Raw genomic sequence first — 16,977 nt, forward strand, 5'->3', positions numbered from 1 at the left:
CCTCCAGTCAATCACAGCACCCTGGTGACCTTTTCCAGGTGACGGAACACACCTGGCTCGATGCCGGCGCGCTCGGCGAGTACGACGCTGAGCAATTGCAGCGGGAGGATCTCCGCGATGTGCCGCGCCGCCCCGCGGCAGGCCGCAAGGGAGAGGGCGTCCGGGTCGGGCACTGTCTGGCCGAGCCAGACAACTCGCCCGCCGTACCGGCGAATGTCATCGGCCAGTCGTTGGCCGAGCGGCGCGGTGTGCCGATCGCCTTCGAGCAGCACGACGGTGACGCCCACGGCGACCATCTCCAGCGGGCCGTGCCGGAACTGGCTCGTGCTCAGTGCTTCCGCGTGGTATTTCGCTGCTTCTTTGATGATCAGTGCCCCGGTGCCTGCCGCGGCGAGGGAGGCACCCCGAGCGAGGATGACCAGGGCATCCGGTGTGGATATCGCGTCGCCGATCGCGTCGGCGTGCGCACGCCAGTCGTCAAGGTAGCGTTGCACGGCGCCGACCGCGGCGAAGAGATCGGTGCTCTCGGGCTCACCGAGGGCGAGGCGGACGGCGAGCGCTGACGCGGCGAGCGTGTTGACATACGTTCGAGTGCTCACGGCCCTCTCCTCGCCGGCATGCAGCTCGATGACAACATCGGCCGCCTGGGCCAACGCGCTGTCGGTGTTGTTCACGATGCCCAGCACAGTTGGCCGAGGGTTGACGCACTGCTCGAGCAGAGCCTGGACCTCCGCCGATTCACCGGACTGCGACGCCACCCACAGCAGCGAACGGCCAGTGACCAGTTCGGGCACGTCATGCAGCAGTTCCCCGGTCTCCACCAACCAGACCGGCAGACCGGCCCTGGCCAGGCGCAGGTAGCTCGGGTAGCTCGCGTACAGGGAGGCGCCCATTCCGGTGATCACGATCCGGTCGAAGCCCGCGAGCCCTTGGGACAGGAAGGTGGTCGCCGCCGAGCCGAGCCCCGCGGTCAGTAGGCCGCGCAGGGCCGGGGGCTGCTCCAGGATGTCCTGGACGTAGCGGGGCAACTGCTCGAGAGGTTGCTCAAGGGAGTCGGGCACAGCGTTGTTCTCCTCAGGCGCATCAGGTAGCACACGAACCGCGCGAACGGAGCGTCGCACAGATTCGATCGCGAAAACAACCTAACCGCACAGAATTTCTGTTCGAATCGATTGCAAATTGCTGTTCGTATGGGTACTTTTCGTCCCAATCGACCGAGGATGCGAGGAGACAGGATGGCGAGTCCACCGGCACTGCTCGAGGCTCGCGGCATCAGGAAGAGCTTCGGTCGCGTCGAAGCGCTACGCGGAGCCGACTTCGAAGTGCATGAGGGCGAGGTGGTCGCCCTCATGGGGGACAACGGAGCGGGGAAGAGCACCCTTGTCAAGACACTCTCCGGCGTGCTGACCCCGGACGACGGGGAGATCTGGTCCGCCGGCGAACGCGTGTCGTTGACATCCGCACAGGACGCGCGCAGGCGCGGAATCGAGACCGTGTACCAGGATCTCGCACTGGCCAACACGCTTGACCCGACCGCGAACCTGTTCCTCGGCCGGGAGTTGGTCCGCAAAGGACTTGTGGGCAGGCTCGGTTTTCTGGACCACGCCGCCATGCGGGCACAGGCGCGCGAGGCCTTCGAGCGGCTCGGGGTCACCGTGCGTGCCGAGCACGGTGCGGTGGAGTCGCTGTCCGGCGGCCAGCGTCAAGGCGTCGCGGTGTGCCGAGCGGTGATGTGGGCCAGCCGGGTGGTCTTCATGGACGAGCCAACGGCTGCGCTCGGCGTCACCCAGACCCGCAACGTGCTGGAGCTCATCGAACGCGTCCGGTCCTCCGGGGTGGCGGTGGTGCTCATCAGCCACAGCGTCCCCGAGGTGCTCGCGGTCGCGGACCGCATCGAGGTGATGCGTCTCGGCAGACGGGTCGCCCGGCTTCGTGCCGCCGAGGCGACAACCGAAAGCCTCGTCGCCGCCATCACGGGGGCGGAAACCGAGGACCTGTCGGACGAGCGGGACACACTGAACGGAGGTCGGCGGTGAGCCGACTCAGGCAAGCAGGGCGGCACACGAGTGAAGCCACCTCGGTGCCCTTTTCGGGCGTGACCCGGTTGCGTCGGCTGACCGGCCGCTCCACCAGCATGATCTTCCTCGTCCTGGTAGTCGTCATCGCGATCTTCTCGCTGCTCGCCCCCGCCGAGTTCGCCACCACCGACAACGCAAGGAACATCGCCGTCGACGCCGCCGTGCTGTTGGTGCTCGCGGTCGGATCGACCTTCGTGATCATCACCGCCGGCATCGACCTCTCCGTGGGAGCAGTGCTGGTGTTCTCCGGAGTGGTCTCGGCCAAGGCGATGGGTGCGATGGGCGGGGACGGTTGGGACACCGCGCTTGCCGGTTTGGCCGTGGCACTGGCCAGCGGCATAGCCTGGGGTGTCCTCAACGGTGTGCTCGTCGCGCAGGCGAAGATCCCTTCATTCGTAGTCACCCTCGGCACGTTGGGAGCCGCGCTCGGCCTCGCCTTCATCCTGACTGACGGCCTGGACGTTCGGACGGTCCCTGGCGTGCTGGTGGAGATGGGGGGCGGCCGGGTGGCAGGCGTGCCCTGGCTCGTGCTGATCGCCCTCGGGGTCGCGGGCGTGTTCGGTGTCCTGCTCGCGCAGACCCGTTTCGGCCGGCACACCTACGCCATCGGCGCCAACGTGCAGGCGGCCGAGCGGGCGACCATCAACGTCAAATCACATCTGATCACTGTGTACGCCATCGCCGGGGCGCTGGCCGGCCTCGCCGGTTACCTGTCGTTGGCGCGGTTCGGCACGACCACCATAGCCGGGCACGCGACGGACAACCTGCAGGTGATCACCGCTGTGGTCATCGGTGGCACGAGCCTGTTCGGCGGGATCGGCACGATCCTCGGCACCTGCATCGGCATCTTCATCCCGGCCGTGCTGCAGAACGGTTTCGTCATCATGGGTTTGGTCCCGTACTGGCAACACGTCGCCGTCGGGGCCGTGCTCATCATCGCTGTGCTGGCCGACCAGTTGCGTCGCGCCCGGACTTCCGGTTGACCGGCGTTTGCCGGACCCGGACTCCAACACCACAGGCCACTGCCGGTGTGGAGAGCGAAACATCCAACCACGATCAACTGTGATCAATGAGTAGGAAGCAGCACCACCATCATGCGTACGAAGCTCATAGCCCTCTCCGCGGTGACGCTGGCCTTGGCCATCGGCATCAACGGATGCGGCAATACCGAGGAAGGGGCATCGACTCGGCCCAAGATGACCCTGATCGTGGGGAACGAAGGCGACGATTTCTACAAGGCGATGGAGTGTGGGGCCAAGGCGGCGGCGAACCGCCTCGGTGTGGAACTGGACCTGCAAGGTCCCCGCGCCTTCGACACTTCGCTGCAGGTCCAGATCGTCAACTCGGTGGCCGCGAAACGTCCGGCGGCGGTGCTGATCGCACCTACGGACGACACCGCGCTGTACCCGCCGCTGAAGCAGATCCACGCCGCCGGCACCAAAATCGTGACGGTCGACACCACGTTGAAGAACAAGGACATCGTCGCCGCGGTCGTCGGTTCGGACTACGTGCAGCTCGGCGCCGCAGCCGCCAGGCAGCTCAACACCCTGGTGAACGGCCAGGGCAAGATCCTGGTCATCGCGAGTCCGCCCGGCGTGACAACCAGCGATCTCAGCCGCCAGGGACTTACTGACGCGCTGACTCGATATCCCGGACTTCAGCAGGTTCCCACCCAGTTCAGCGGGGGTGACGCCGCGAAGTCGGCGAGTCTGGTCGCGGCGACGCTGTCCGTGCACCCCGATCTGGCCGCGGTGTTCACCCTCAACGGCGGTGACGCCCAGGGCGTCGTGACCGCGCTTCGCGAGGCCGGAAAACAGGACCGGGTGAAATTCATGTCCGGCGACGCGCAGCCGTTCCAGGTGGACCAGCTGAAGAAGGGCGAAGTCGCCGCGCTGTTGCTGCACAAGCCCTTCGAGATCGGCGAAAAGGGCGTGGAGCAGGCTCTGGCCGCGGTCAAGGGGCAACCCGTCCAGCCGGAGTCGACGACGTCGATCGTGATGGCCACCGCGGCGAATGTCGATGAGCCCGGTGTCGCCAAATACCTTTACCGGCCGTGCTGAGCTCCGCTGCCGGTTACCATGCGCCGGACACGCCGCACCCTGGTCAGCGAGGATTCCGAAAACCCATGAGCAAGCAGAACCGCCACCAGCTGATCCTGGATTTGGTACAGGCCAAGGGAAACGTCCAGGTGTCGGAACTCGCCGCCCGGATCGGTGTGTCGGAGATGACGATTCGCCGCGACCTCGAGGCGCTGGAACAAGTCGGCGCTCTTACCCGGGTGCACGGCGGTGCCGCCGCCCCGCCGTCCCGAAGCTACGAACCGGCCTACCATGCGCGCCGCCTGCAGCGCGTCGACGAGAAAGAGCGGATCGGCCGAGCGGCCGCCGAACTGATACACGACGGCGAAACCGTCATCATCGATGCCGGAACCACCACGATCGAGGTGGCGAAGGCGTTGCGGGGACGGCGAAACCTGCGAGTGCTCGCGCTCAGCCTGCGGATCGCGGACCTGCTCGCCGACGAGCCCGGCCTCACCGTGATGATTCCCGGTGGCATCACCAGACCAGGTGAGCGCTCGATCATCGGTGCGATGACGCAACGGGCGTTCACCGACCTGTATTTCGACACAGTGGTCCTCTCGGCGGGCGGGGTGGACCCCGAAGCCGGTGTCACGGAATACATTCCCGAGGACGCCGCGGTGAAGCAGGCTGCCGCGGCCAGCGCCCGGCGCAAGATCGTGGTGACCGACAGCACCAAGATCGGCACGATCGCGTTCGCCCGAGTCTGCGGAGTCGAGCAGCTCGACACCGTGGTCACCGACACGAACGTCGACTCCGCACTGGCGCACGCGATAGCCGAACGCGGCCCAGAAGTCGTGACGGTCTGACCGGGCCTGCACCTGGATGGCCGGGCAGTGCTCCGTCCTTCAGGGCGGAGGTGAAGACCGGCCACCGGCCGTCAGGTCGGTGCTCACACGCTGGGTCGAGCCTGCTGCTCGATGTACTGGCGTACCACGCTGATCGGCGCCCCGCCGACCGATCCGGCGAAGTACGACCCGGACCACAACCGGACGCCTTTCCAGTACGCGAACCGCAGGTCCTCGAACTCCTTGCGCAACAATCGGCTGGACACGCCTTTGAGGCTGTTGACCAGCTTCGAGATTGCGATCTTGGGCGGGAAGTAACACGGCGATGCGGTTCCGCCTATACCCGGACACGGGACAGGCGCAACGACTCGCGTCGTGGTCACACACCTGCCGCACGGTGTGGAACACCGCGTTGGCACAACGCATCTGGGCGTACAAGTCCGCGCGGCGGGCCACGGTGCGCGCGGTGGAGCAGTGCGCGGAGCTGACCGAGGCCCGCCGCGAGCACGACTGGCTGCGGGACCTGCCCGCCCAATGCGCTCAACAGGTCCTCCGACAGCTCGGCGCCGCCTATGACAACTTCTGGAACCCGCACCACCCGGCAGGGTTCCCACAGTTCAAGAAGAAGCACCATGGCCAAGGCGTGACGTTTCCTGGCCAGGCGGTCGCGGTGCATAAGGTGTCGCGCCGCACCGCGCAGGTGAAGCTCCCGAAGATCGGGTGGGTGCGAATCCGGTTGTCCCGCCCGATCGACGGCACCGTCCGTAACGCCACAGTCAGCCGGGATGGCTTGGCTGGCACATCTCGTTCGGTGTCCACGTCCCCGAGCCAGCGGAGACGCCTGTCAACACGGGCACGCCGGTCGGTGTTGATGTGGGGATCGCGTGCTCGGTGTTCGTTTCCGACGAAGACCGGGAGCGGCAGCGCTCGGCCGCCCTCACTCCAGGCGAGCGGCAGCGCCTGCGCGGTTTGGAGCAGCGCAAGGCCAGGCAGATGGCGTTCGCGAAGAAAACACAACGGAGGCAAGTACAGCACCCGGCTGCGCACGACCATCGGTCGGATCGCGGCCCTGAAGTCTCGGCAGACCCGCAGGCGCGCGGACTGGAACCACAAGCTCACCACCGACCTGGCCAAAAACCACGGCTTGATCGCGGTCGAGGACTGAAGGTTCGCAACATGCTCCGCTCCGCCAAAGGCACTGTTGACCAACCCGGTCGGCGGGTTCGCCAGAAGGCTGGGTTGAACAAGTCCATCGCCAATCAGGGATGGTTCGAGATCCGCCGCCAGCTCGGGTACAAAACCCAGCGGTATGGCGGTGTCCTGGTCGCGGTACCGGCGCACGGTTCGTCGCAGACGTGCTCGAAGTGCCACGTTCGCGACCCCGAATCCCGCGAGGGCTGCGGCCGGTTGTTTGCGTGCGTGGCATGTGGGCACACCGAACACGCCGACCGCAACGCCTCGCGCGCCATCCTTGACCGGGCATTCAGCACCGCCGGACGGAAACCCACCACCAAGTGGGAGGCGGGAGCCCGCACGAGCGGTCGTGTTGGCTCACAGAGCACGCGCAGTCCACACGGGCAAGGCCGCCGCACGGCGAGCCGGTTGCGTGAACCATCCCCAAGGTCGCCGCATCATGACCAGGAGGAATCTCCCGCCTTCAGGCGGGAGAGGACGTCAAGAGCTTGGATGATCCCAGGTCACGACCGCCGTGTCGTAGGCGTTCAATCTGACCTTGCCCCTGGGACCCGCTGTCCGGGGCGGCAAGGTTTCGCGCGCGATCGCGCCTGATGGCAGCACGAGGTCGAACTCCACTTGTGCAGGGCTGTGATTGGTCAACGCGACTAGCCCACCACGGTCACCGAGCAGAACCCCGCTGGTGACGTCGGGGTGGTCGGCCCAAGCGTCCTCCCTGGCGTTGCTCAGCTCGGCCAAACCGGTGTACAAGCCGTACCAGTCCGCGTGGCGCCGGTGCGCGTCGGGGATGCGCGCCAGTAGCAACTCGATTGGGAAAGCGCAGGTCACGGTGTGTCCGTTGGCTCGGTCGGCCACCACGAGGGCCGGGTGCCCGTGCTCGTCGACAGCGACTGTGCGGGCGTCGACGACGTCGAGCAGGACCCCCCGAGTGGACGGGTTGTCGTCGGCAGCCGGAATCTCGATGGTGTCGTCAGGAGCGAACGGCCCCCATGGCTCGACGAAAGTCATTCGCACGGCCGGGTCCGCGGGTTCCCGGTCGAGAATCCGGCAGCCGGCCAGCTCGGTCATCTCGGGAATGGCACTGTCGGCTGACAGCGACAGGTACACCGTTCCTCCCGCGGCGTGGAAAGCGGGTGTGCCTCGCCAGAAGGTGGTCCGCACGTGCCACAGCGTTGTCGAGGTGGTTGTCAACGGTGCCGGTAGCAGCAACAGGCGAAGCTCCGGCCAGTGGTCGTCCTCCGGGCATTCCCGGGGGAAACTGACCGCGATGCCGGCGCGTGCGGCCAGGACGAACGCGTTCAGCCACCCGTGTACGAGAGGTACGACACCCGGATCGGGATTCCACACCGGCTCGGCCGGGGTGTAGATGCCGGACTTCTCGTCGAGGCCGAAGAATCTCCGGTCGTAGGGGTGCACGTACTCGTACGGCACCACGATGCCGGCTCGCGGATCCGGCCCGCGCCCGGCGTAGCCGTCGAGGTCGACACTGCGGATGGCTTCCGCGAACTCGGCCAGCACCCGCCCACGTGGCCGCACCTCGCCGGAGGCATCGGTGAAGCCGAACTGAGTCTCGTGCGGCCATCGCACGTAAGGGACGCGCCGGTAGGCCTCCGGCTCGGCATCCGACCAGCACCAGGACAGAAACCCGATGGCGCCGCGGCCGAAACTCGACCAGAGGAACAACCGGTCGTAGGCCGCGATCCGCTCAGGGTGGTACTGGGTGGAGGAAGCACCGAACTCCTGCAGCATCACCGGCCGGCCCGCGCCGGCCGTCAGCGCCGTCTCGAACGCCGCGGAGTGAGTCATCCGGGGATCGAGCAACCCGTCCGGAAACAGGTCCGGCGAATAGATCGGGTACGGATGCACGCAGGTGAAGTCGAGCAGATCGGCCACTACGTCGGCACGGAAAGGGCCGCCCCTCACCTCCTGCGACGCCGTGCCGATGGTGATCAGGTGCTCTGGGTCCTCTCCGCGCAGTGCCGTGACCAGGTCAGTGGTCCAGCCGCGTGCCTCGGCATCGGTCGTTCCGGCGATGATCCAGTACGGCGGCTCATCGGTGAGATCCCAGCCGAGCACAGCGGGATCGCCACGCCAGCGCTCCGCCAGCATCCGCGCCTGCGCAGCTTGTGCCCGCAGCAGCTCGGCGTCGGTGTGCGGGTTACGCCCGTTGCGCCACGGTATGTCCCAGTACGCGTCTCCGACTTCTCCGCCGACGAACAGGCAGGGATGCAGTAGCACGCCGTGCTTGCGAGCAGCGGCGAGAACCTCGTCGAGGACCGCGAGATGCGCCTCGTCGTACTGTCCCGGAGCAGGCTCCACGGCCTCCCACAGCACGTCGATCCGCGCAGTGTCCAGCCCGAGCGAGGCGAGCTGGGCGAACGCCTCGTCGAACGCCGCGGCACCCACCCGTTTTGCCCAGTCGGGACCCGACCTCGGCACCACGTGCGTGCCTACCGGTACGAACGCCCGGCCATCACGACAGAGGAAGTGCCGTCCCCTGCGTACCAGTTCGGACCCGCCGCTGGTGTGCCGGTCGAGCTCTGCGGATTCTGTGCTTTTGCTGACCATTTCTGAATCACTCCCGAGCGGCGACTCACGAGCCGCAATCCGAATTACGGAACCGGGGAATCGGGCTGCCAATGCCAGCCTGCTTTGGATGCCGTTCTTGGACAAGGGGCCAATGAATCGGCCACTGCCTGTGAACCTATATCGGGTGGACCATGGTTGACGTGGCACACTGGCGATTGAGAGGCGGTTGAAATGTCCCTGCGGCTGCGTGCGATCGTCGGAGTAATGACTCTGGTCGTGCTTTTCGGTACCAGTCCTCAGGCGGCATTCGGCGAGTCATTGCCGCCTGAGACGACTTACTTTCCGCTTGGCCCGCCGACCACCGTTCTTACCCAGTCCGGTTGGGAGACTGAAGCGCCGCACACGTTGAGCGTGGTCGAAGTCCCTCGCGGCGGATACCGGTATTGGGGTTACTACGGTCTTCAAGAATGCGGCGGCATCGGCCGGGCGTGGAGCAATGATCTCGTCAACTGGGTGAAGGATCCCGTTCCCCTGTTTCACGAGCACGGTGAACGGTGGCCATCCGTCCTGCTGATCAAGGATGAGTTCCGCATGGTGCACACCGTGGATTACTGCGGCGACAGCTACATCGTGACGCGGACGAGTCGCGATGGCCTGCACTTCACCGATCCGGTCACGCTCGTTCCACCCGAGAAGGGGTGGCGAAACCAGAATCCGAACCTCTTCAAGGATCCGCGAAGTGGGCGGTACTACCTCTACTGGTATCGCGGTGACGACACCAAGAAGTGGGAGATCCTGGTCAAGTCGGCGAAGTCCGTCCGCGGGCTGGTGAACAGTCCCGCGAAGGTACTCCTCTCCGCGAACACCACTCTGGCGGCACCGAATGTTCTCTATTATCGCGGTACGTACTATCTCGCCGTCGAAGTCCTTCGACGAGGGGTCTGGGAGACCAACGTCCTGACCAGTGTCTTTCCTGACCGTTCTTTCCGTGAGATCAGGCATAACCCGGTGCTTGGCGACGGCTCCGCGTGCCTTTTTCAGCATGTTTTCCAGCACAAGCTCCACGTGTACTACTGCAAGTTGACCGGCGAAGTGTGGACCGTTGAGCACCGGGCGGCGGCCTTGAACAAGTGAGGGCCGGGGCCGCGCAAATGGCCACCTACACTTGTCGAGCATCTGGCCTAGTATTGGGGCTCTGTCGCAGTATGGCGACAATTTCGCGATGAACTGCTTTCGCTTTACTCACCGCACACCAGAGAGGGTTAGATGCGTAAATACTGGTTGTCCACGGTCGGACTCACGACGACGCTCGGTATTTCACTGATGTGCCTCGCCGGTCCCGGGCACGCAACTCCTGCACCGCAGAGTCACTCCGCGCCGCAAGAAGCCAACTGCGGCAACTTCAAAGAAGACAAGCCCTGGGGATCCGCTGAGGGCACGGTCTGCTGGAAGGGCGGGCAGTCCAAGGGAGAGGTGCGCGACAAGAAGGATGACGGGAAGTGCGTCTGGGTACGGCTGTGGTACACGATGGAAGACGGCAGTACCAATAAGGTTGACTCCCCGAAAGCATGCGGAGAGGGCACTGTTGAGTCCGTGACGGGCCCATCGCCGGAGAAGTCCGTCTCGGTCAAGGGTCGCCTTATGCACGGCTGACCAAGACAGGCTCTTCCCGATCAGGGATATCACGGGGTCAGCAGGCCGAGCAAGCTGAATACCCGGTGAACAGGGCAGGCTCCGTTGACTGGCCCTGTTCACCGGGCTGGTTTCGAGTCCGCGCGGGGGCACGATGCAGCCGCCACGCGGCCAAACTCGCCCGGCACGTCCGCATGATCTGACGGCTGGGCAGCGTCGTCGGAACCTCACCGCAGCTCGGGCACGACATCGACACCGTCCCACTGATCTCGTCGACCGCGATCAACTGCGCGCACTCGCACCGACGGCACCAGCGGTGCCCGGTCACCGGGATGACATGCAACGGCGAGCTGACGCACTGGTGAACCCACCTGCGGTGCACCGGGCACGAGAGCCGTTCATGAGGAGACAGCTGTCCGAGTTCCTCGTCGCGGTCTTCGCGGTCAAGCACAGCGTCCAACTGCTCTGCTGCCCTGTGGATGCTGGTGACTGACATCGTGATCGCCTCGCCTCGAGCAGACCTTCACCGGTTTCCACCAGAGTGGAGTCAGGCGAGCACTCAGCACACCGTGACAACTACCTGATTGGGTACCGAGTCGGCGAGTTGTCCAGCTCCGCGGTGGCGAGCCTGCATTGCTGGCCACGTGGCCACTTTTGGCCACACGACGCACGCTTGGCCGAGTCCATACCGGACCTCACCCCGTGTCCTAAGCCTTTCGGCGTGGACCAGTGGCGGCTAGGGGAACCCTGCGAGGATGACCGAGCCTCTACTCACCTTTGGCCACGGCACGGCGAGCGCCAAGCGGATCGTGATGCTCCTGCGCGGGACCGGTATCGATACGTTGGTCGACGTGCGGACCGCGCCGAGCAGCGGGCGCACCCCGCATGTAGCCCGCGGCCAGATCGCGCAGTGGCTGCCTATGCAAGGCATCGCCTACCGCTGGGAGCGCCGGCTTGGCGGCTGGCGCTCAGCGAGACCGGACTCGCCCGACACCGCGCCTTCGCCGGGTACGCCGCCCACATGCGTTCGCCACAATTCCTTGCAGCAATGGACGAGCTGTTGGCTACCGCAGCGGCACAGTGCACTGCGGTCATGTGCGCCGAGGCAGTGTGGTGGCGCTGCCGCCGACGGATGATCGCCGACTTCGTGACACTGGCACGCAACGTGCCGGTCCTTCACCTGCACTACGACGGTCGGCAGGAGCCGCACCGGCCGAGCGACCTCGCCCGGCTACGCACGGACGGCCTGATCGTTTACGACGCCGGCAACACCCGGCCACCATGCCGCTGATGTCCGGCCCTGCCGCCGACATCCGACCGTCCCTTATGGACGGCGTAGCTACGAGGGATCGACGAGGGATAGCCGCGTAATTGGCCCCTTGCCAGAGGCTGACGTCATGAAACATGCTGACATCGGGCACGACTCGACACGGCAACTCCGGCGGGCCGTTTCCAACGGCCCTATCCGATGAGGCCGCACCGCACTGGCTCGATGGGTCTGTGTCCCTCGCGTGGACCAAGGGCCCCGCATGTTCCGACCTGGCGACAGCCTGGGCGACCGGTTCCAGCACGACGAGGCGGGCGTACTCGCTCGTCCTGTCGCCCACATCAAGACCGCCCGGAGCGCTGTATCGGGCGTGGCGCCGACGTCAGGTCGTGGACAGCAAAGCGTGGGGTCGAGACCGCCGTCGGCCTCTCCGCAAACCCGCTGCACCTCTGTGCGACACGGAAATCCGCGAGAGCGAGGAACGACCATGGTGTCAGAACCCGCCGTTCGGCGCTATCGCGTCCACCTGATCCAGGTCGGCCAGGCCGACAATGTCACTGCGGTCGCTACCCCGCTCGACGGCACTCGCGCCGACGAGCCGCGGAACATCAGCAGTCCGGTGACATTGCAGAAGTTCTTGCAGCAACCGGACTTCGAGATTCCCGACGGCACACCCATCGTCCGCCTGGACCTTACCGGCGACGCCGAGTTCTGGCGACACTTCCGCCGAGGCCCTCACCTGAACAACACGCTGCCACTGGGCACGGTTTCGCCGCCCGGCTCCCACGCACCCAGCGCTTACGCCGGACAGACGCCCACCGAGCTGCATGGCTGGTGGGTCGCGGCCGATGTCTACGGCCAACTGGTTGCGCAGGCAGGTCTTGTCGTCGAACACACCAATCCGAAACCGTCGGGTTATTGATAGCAGGCTGGTTTTGTCGCTCCCGATCTAGGTGTGCCGTGCGTGCGTAACCTTCCGAGGTGCGACCACTGGCACGTATGCCCACATGGTCGTGCCGCCCCGGCCCGGCGCCGCGCCCCACCGGGCACACAGGCGCTCGATCAACAGCAGGTGCAGGCCTTCCGGCGTCCAGTTCGACGGAGCGGGCCTGACAACTGGCGGGGGAGCCCAGTCATCCACCTCGACCCGTACACAACCGGGGTCCGGGCGCAGTAGCCGTATTTCTCGAACCCCGCCACGATGCGTCTCGGCGTTGCTGACCAATGCGTTGCACAGCAGCACGACGTCCGCCTGGACGGTTGGCGGCAGATCCGTGACGTGACAAGCGGCCCAATGCCGTACCGCGTGGAGGTCCGCGGGCCTGGTAGGCACCGTGAGGCGCGCGACGCGCTCGTGTTCTCCCGGAAGGTTCACGCTGCGGGCCCTCTCTGCCGAAGACGAATCACTGTGGGTGGTTACCTTGCGAGACCGCTGCGAAACTCTCGACCTCGTGCTCTTGCCCGCTTCGTACCAACCGTTGGTGGCGCGGACGCTTTCGGTCCACCGCAACGCGATTCCCGCACCCGACAGGACCGCATACAGCTCGCCGGGAGTCCGGAACGGGTTGTCCGATGTGGACAGCAGTCGATCATGGACGAACAGTGAAGTGTGTTCCGGCACGCCCAGCGCCGGGGCGAGGTCCACGGTGGCGTTGGTGCAGTAGCTCATCGCATTGGAGTTCAGTTGATCGCCGAACCGGCGGACCTAACTCGCTGATGTGCTCACTATCCGCGCACACGACATATATGGCTGCCCCTGCTGGCGATTTCCATCTCGGCGCCGGTGATCTTGTCGTCGGTCACCAGAACCGCGCGTCTGTCCAATCCTACCTCCGCCAGCCGCGCACTGATCTCACAGGCCAGTGCGGTGTACCGGCAGTTGGAAACGTTCCCAAAGACGCGGATCGTCAGGTCTCGATAACCCATCCTTCGACTGTGGCGCAGGTGCGATGCGCACACAAGTCACCCGATCGAGGCACCAACCTGCCAATAGGCACACCCTAGCGCGCTCGCACCGGCTCCGGAGACTCTCAACTCCGTTGCCCTGAAAGGAAAGTGGCGAGGGGTGACGTTCGCTCGGATGTGAAGGCACTGCCAGGTCTCGAAATTGACGGTTCGTGGCCAAGGACCGCGACCGATCCGCCACAAAGACACGATGCGGCAACGCGACACCGAACACGCCTGGCGCGCACCGCGCACGACGGCAGATCTCGCCAGGTCAATGGCGCCGACCGTCCAATTTGGACCGAGAGGAGGTGGGAGAGCTCGACTCGTGATGGCGCGAACGTCAGAGATACCCACCTGGCTTGTTGTGTCCCTTGTTTGTCAACAAGGCGGCATGTCCGGATGTGCTTTCGGTCGGTGTCGGCTCGGTGGTGGTGAGGATCGTGGAAGGTCCTGTCCAAGACGCGGGTGGTGTGCCCGACGCTGGCCTTGATCATTCGCGGGGGTGGCAGGTTGACGTCTCGATCCTCGAGAGGTCTGGTTCCGCACCAGAAAAGTGCTCCTTGGCTATGATGGGGAATAGGCTTAGATACCTTCATTCTCCCAACCCAGGAGCACTTTTCTCGGTCAGGACACACCTAGCCTCAAGAAGTACCAGAAGCGTCCGTCGCGGACAGCGAGCTTCACGTCCGATCGAGAGGTCGTCATAAAGCTGCGAGCGCAGAGTCAGCGGCAGTGGATACGGACTGGCCAGCTCACTCCACGATTCTGGTAGGTATACTTGTCATGGCGTGCGTAGAACGTGGCTACTGTCCGGTACTGGCCCGACTTGCACCGAACTTTGGTGTGGGCCTCCCCGCCGTCAACGTTCTCCTTCCTGCCGGAACCCTTCGCGACTTCCTTCCATTCCTCGTCGTCGTATTTCTGCAGCCACACTCGTACCCCGACCACGTCCACCCGGCGGGAGCAGTTGGCGCCGGCCTCCGCGTGCACAGCTCCGTCATCCTCTAGCTCCGGGGGATCCACCAGGCCCTCGCATTGCAATTGCGGTAGCGCCTCTGCGGCGGAAGCAGCCCCGGGCAGGAGCCCGGACATGAAAATCGCCACGCCTGCCGCGGCCAGCGAGCGCCGAACAATTGAATTCGTCATGACAGTTTCTCCTCAGTTATCAAGAAATAACTGATCAAATGGGTGGCGCCCATTGTCAGATCGGGATATAGGCGGGGGCAAGTAGCCCCCTTCCCGGCCCCGGAACCGACAGTAAGACGGAGCCAGACGAATGGCCGCCTATTCTTTCCAGACCTCGATAACAGACTGCTTTCCCAGTCAATCACCGGAAACCAAGGCGAGTTCTGTTGCGCTTCGCCTGTCCCTCGTCGAGCTGGTCACCTGTCCGCGAGGTGCAGGAAGGGAAGCCGTGCAAGAGAACACAAAAGAAAGCGAGGCCGAGCCGGACGTTACACCATTCGATGCCGCGGTGGACCTCGGTCTCTGCCGGGGGCCTTCAGTGCTCGTCGTAGTGGTTTCCGTGAGCGGCGTGGCGGTGGCCGTCGTGCACATAGTCGATGTGATCACCGTGCGGCACCGCGACGTGGCCGCAATTCTCACCGTGCTTGTGGTCATGTCCGGGATGCGAGGCGTGTTCGGTCGCCTCACACTCGTCGTAGTGACCCGCGTGGCCTCGGTGCAAGTGGCCGTCATGCACGTAGTCAACGTGATCATCGTGCGGTATGGCGACGTGGCCACAGCCTTCACCATGCGAGTGGTGGTGGCCGACATGCTCGATGTGAGCGATCGTCAGAGACGCCCATATACCCCGCTCGCTTGTCACGATTAGCTCCTTCCCAGAATTGTATCTGCGTGAAACGTCCTATCCGACGATGGGATGTTTGCCTTGTACCTGCGTCACCTTTCCCTATGTCAGACATCGTGCAAGCGTGTATTCGGGTGAGTGTTTGGCGCGTTGTCGCCAATGTCATATTCTGGTCTCAGCAAGTCCAGTGTGGGCGGGCGCCCGCGCTGATCATGGCCAATGTTGGACAATGGTGAAAGCTCGCCAACGGCGGTCGATGTTTCCTTTTGTTTACGTTCTGGCCGCAGGATGGACGGGAATGACGCATAAAAGTGTTCCCCTTTCGTCGTTCATCATTTTGCCCTGACATCTGGTGCCTGGCGTGGCGCCCACGCGGGCCGTAGAAGGGCGAACACGTGTACCTGTCCACCATCGGTCGCCGGGAGAACCGCGGCACGGTGTCCCGGTGCAAGCTTGGCGCGATCGGCTCGAACGTCGTCGCGCTAGGGGCCGTCAGTCTGGTCACCGACATCTCCGCCGAGATGGTCAGCGCGATCCTGCCGATCTACCTGGTGCTCGGCTTGCATCTGAGTCCTGTGGTTTACGGGCTGGTCGACGGCCTCTACACCGGAGCGACCGCGCTGCTCCGGCTGGTCGGCGGTTATCTCGCCGACCGGACGCGCAAGCGCAAGACTGTCGCGGGCATCGGCTATGCGCTCTCTGCGGCCACGAAGCTGGGCATGGTGGCGGCTGGCGGGTCAGTGGCCGCGATCGGCGCCATGATCGCTGTCGATCGGGTCGGTAAAGGGCTGCGGACGGCACCGCGCGACGCGCTGATCACGTTGTCCGTACCGGAATCCATGCTCGGCCGGGCCTTCGGGGTGCACCGCGCGATGGACAGCACGGGCGCGTTCGCCGGTCCGCTGGTCGCGCTCGGGGTGCTCGCCGTGATCGGCTCGTCCGTGAGCGTCGACGCGTTCAACGCCGTGTTCGTCAGCAGCTTCTGCATCGCCGCGATCGGTGTGCTGCTGCTCGTGCTGTTCGTCCGTGACGATCAGGCTCCACGCCCGTCCGTCGGAAGCGTGTCACCGCGCGCTGCTCTCACTCTCCTGCGCGCCGCCGGGGTGCGCCGGCTGTTCATAGCCGCCTGCGTGCTCGGGATGGCGGCCATCGGCGATGGATTCGTGTACTTGTTGTTGCAGCGCAAGGAAGAAATCGCCACCGTGTGGTTTCCGCTGTTCGCCGTCGGCACCAACCTCGCCTACCTGGTGCTGGCCGCGCCGCTCGGCGCGTTGGCTGACCGGTTCGGCCGGCTCCCGGTGGTGCTCTGCGGCTATGGCGCCTTGGCCATGGTCTATCTGCTGCTCGCGGGCCCGGTTTCGGGCTGGCCGGTGCTCGTGATCACGCTCGGGTTGTACGGCGCCTTCTACGCCGCCACCGACGGAGTGCTGATGGCGCTCGTCAGCCCGATCCTGCCGGAGGTATTGCGCACCACCGGGATCGCGCTCATCCAAACCGGGCAGGCATTCGCTTACTTCGTCTCGTCCGTCCTCTTCGGACTTGCCTGGCAGGTCTGGGGCGCGGGCATGGCGATCGGATTAGCTGTGTGCGCTGTGGTGTTCGCGATCGTCATCACCCTGGTGCTGCTGGTCCCGCGCCGGCAATGAAGGAGGCC

The 16,977-nt window shown here is 65.1% G+C and carries 17 protein-coding genes and 2 pseudogenes; 12 read left to right on the plus strand and 7 right to left on the minus strand.

All coding sequences use genetic code 11. The annotated features are described in order from the left end of the window. Nucleotides 1-11: 11 nt before the first annotated feature. Complete coding sequence (locus tag B9C43_RS31695) at nucleotides 12-1,061, minus strand: SIS domain-containing protein (protein WP_084430547.1); 1,050 nt, start codon at nucleotides 1,059-1,061, stop codon at nucleotides 12-14. Between the two features lie 174 nt (nucleotides 1,062-1,235). On the opposite strand from B9C43_RS31695, the gene B9C43_RS31700 reads away from it, so the two are divergent. From B9C43_RS31700 to B9C43_RS31715, 4 genes are all read left to right on the plus strand, one after another. After that, a complete protein-coding gene (locus tag B9C43_RS31700; RefSeq protein ID WP_084430548.1) occupies nucleotides 1,236-2,036 on the plus strand; it encodes an ATP-binding cassette domain-containing protein in 801 nt (266 codons plus the stop codon). Then, nucleotides 2,033-3,061 carry an ABC transporter permease gene (locus B9C43_RS31705; protein ID WP_235038963.1) on the plus strand — a complete coding sequence of 343 codons (1,029 nt, stop codon included), beginning with the start codon at nucleotides 2,033-2,035 and terminating at the stop codon, nucleotides 3,059-3,061. The genes B9C43_RS31700 and B9C43_RS31705 overlap by 4 nt, the downstream gene beginning before the upstream one ends. 111 nt (nucleotides 3,062-3,172) lie before the next feature. Beyond that, the gene (locus B9C43_RS31710; RefSeq protein ID WP_033380555.1) at nucleotides 3,173-4,138 is read left to right on the plus strand and encodes an ABC transporter substrate-binding protein; all 966 of its coding nucleotides are present in this window, start codon (nucleotides 3,173-3,175) and stop codon (nucleotides 4,136-4,138) included. A gap of 65 nt (nucleotides 4,139-4,203) precedes the next feature. Further along, complete coding sequence (locus B9C43_RS31715) at nucleotides 4,204-4,965, plus strand: DeoR/GlpR family DNA-binding transcription regulator (protein ID WP_033380554.1); 762 nt, start codon at nucleotides 4,204-4,206, stop codon at nucleotides 4,963-4,965. Between the two features lie 83 nt (nucleotides 4,966-5,048). Here the strand turns inward: B9C43_RS31715 and tnpA are convergent. Beyond that, nucleotides 5,049-5,258: pseudogene (gene tnpA, locus B9C43_RS31720) on the minus strand (IS200/IS605 family transposase); the annotation flags it as partial. An 11-nt stretch (nucleotides 5,259-5,269) separates the two neighbouring features. Here tnpA and B9C43_RS31725 point away from each other — a divergent pair. Together B9C43_RS31725 and B9C43_RS60210 are read left to right on the plus strand one after the other, a co-directional pair. Next, entirely contained in the window at nucleotides 5,270-6,109 is an 840-nt protein-coding gene (locus B9C43_RS31725; RefSeq protein ID WP_084430549.1) for an RNA-guided endonuclease InsQ/TnpB family protein, read from the plus strand. Nucleotides 6,110-6,120: 11 nt separating this feature from the next. Further along, nucleotides 6,121-6,732, plus strand: a complete 612-nt coding sequence (locus B9C43_RS60210; RefSeq protein WP_084430550.1) for a zinc ribbon domain-containing protein — start codon at nucleotides 6,121-6,123, stop codon at nucleotides 6,730-6,732. On the opposite strand, the gene B9C43_RS31735 is transcribed toward B9C43_RS60210, so the two are convergent. Continuing rightward, complete coding sequence (locus B9C43_RS31735; RefSeq protein ID WP_084430551.1) at nucleotides 6,619-8,706, minus strand: glycoside hydrolase 5 family protein; 2,088 nt, start codon at nucleotides 8,704-8,706, stop codon at nucleotides 6,619-6,621. The genes B9C43_RS60210 and B9C43_RS31735 overlap by 114 nt on opposite strands. Before the next feature lie 225 nt (nucleotides 8,707-8,931). Here B9C43_RS31735 and B9C43_RS31740 point away from each other — a divergent pair, with 225 nt between their 5' ends. Together B9C43_RS31740 and B9C43_RS55860 are read left to right on the plus strand one after the other, a co-directional pair. Then, nucleotides 8,932-9,801 carry a glycoside hydrolase family protein gene (locus B9C43_RS31740; RefSeq protein ID WP_235038964.1) on the plus strand — a complete coding sequence of 290 codons (870 nt, stop codon included), beginning with the start codon at nucleotides 8,932-8,934 and terminating at the stop codon, nucleotides 9,799-9,801. 132 nt (nucleotides 9,802-9,933) lie between these two features. Next, nucleotides 9,934-10,320: a hypothetical protein gene (locus tag B9C43_RS55860; protein WP_143446738.1), complete on the plus strand. Its 387-nt coding sequence runs from the start codon at nucleotides 9,934-9,936 to the stop codon at nucleotides 10,318-10,320. Between the two features lie 37 nt (nucleotides 10,321-10,357). On the opposite strand, the gene B9C43_RS31745 is transcribed toward B9C43_RS55860, so the two are convergent. After that, entirely contained in the window at nucleotides 10,358-10,795 is a 438-nt protein-coding gene (locus B9C43_RS31745; RefSeq protein WP_200825781.1) for a hypothetical protein, read from the minus strand. Between the two features lie 316 nt (nucleotides 10,796-11,111). On the opposite strand from B9C43_RS31745, the pseudogene B9C43_RS58755 reads away from it, so the two are divergent. From B9C43_RS58755 to B9C43_RS31755, 3 genes and pseudogenes are all read left to right on the plus strand, one after another. Beyond that, nucleotides 11,112-11,386 (plus strand): annotated as a pseudogene (locus B9C43_RS58755) (DUF488 family protein); the annotation flags it as partial. 45 nt (nucleotides 11,387-11,431) lie between these two features. Then, entirely contained in the window at nucleotides 11,432-11,590 is a 159-nt protein-coding gene (locus B9C43_RS58760) for a hypothetical protein (RefSeq protein ID WP_235039009.1), read from the plus strand. 463 nt (nucleotides 11,591-12,053) lie between these two features. Then, nucleotides 12,054-12,488: a hypothetical protein gene (locus B9C43_RS31755; RefSeq protein WP_084430553.1), complete on the plus strand. Its 435-nt coding sequence runs from the start codon at nucleotides 12,054-12,056 to the stop codon at nucleotides 12,486-12,488. 27 nt (nucleotides 12,489-12,515) lie between these two features. Here the strand turns inward: B9C43_RS31755 and B9C43_RS31760 are convergent, their stop codons facing one another. The 3 genes from B9C43_RS31760 to B9C43_RS58765 form a co-directional block, all read right to left on the minus strand. Beyond that, nucleotides 12,516-13,235 carry an ATP-binding protein gene (locus tag B9C43_RS31760; RefSeq protein WP_084430554.1) on the minus strand — a complete coding sequence of 240 codons (720 nt, stop codon included), beginning with the start codon at nucleotides 13,233-13,235 and terminating at the stop codon, nucleotides 12,516-12,518. A gap of 1,001 nt (nucleotides 13,236-14,236) precedes the next feature. Next, nucleotides 14,237-14,659 (minus strand): hypothetical protein, encoded by a 423-nt coding sequence (locus tag B9C43_RS31770; RefSeq protein WP_084430555.1) that lies wholly within the window; start codon nucleotides 14,657-14,659, stop codon nucleotides 14,237-14,239. A 355-nt stretch (nucleotides 14,660-15,014) separates the two neighbouring features. Beyond that, nucleotides 15,015-15,311, minus strand: coding sequence for a hypothetical protein (locus B9C43_RS58765; RefSeq protein ID WP_084430791.1), 297 nt, complete (start codon nucleotides 15,309-15,311; stop codon nucleotides 15,015-15,017). A 407-nt stretch (nucleotides 15,312-15,718) separates the two neighbouring features. Here B9C43_RS58765 and B9C43_RS31780 point away from each other — a divergent pair, with 407 nt between their 5' ends. Then, complete coding sequence (locus B9C43_RS31780) at nucleotides 15,719-16,969, plus strand: MFS transporter (RefSeq protein WP_407657136.1); 1,251 nt, start codon at nucleotides 15,719-15,721, stop codon at nucleotides 16,967-16,969. Nucleotides 16,970-16,977 lie beyond the last annotated feature (8 nt).

Origin of the sequence: Kibdelosporangium aridum (assembly GCF_900176515.1) — a bacterium.
GTDB lineage: Bacteria > Actinomycetota > Actinomycetes > Mycobacteriales > Pseudonocardiaceae > Kibdelosporangium > Kibdelosporangium aridum.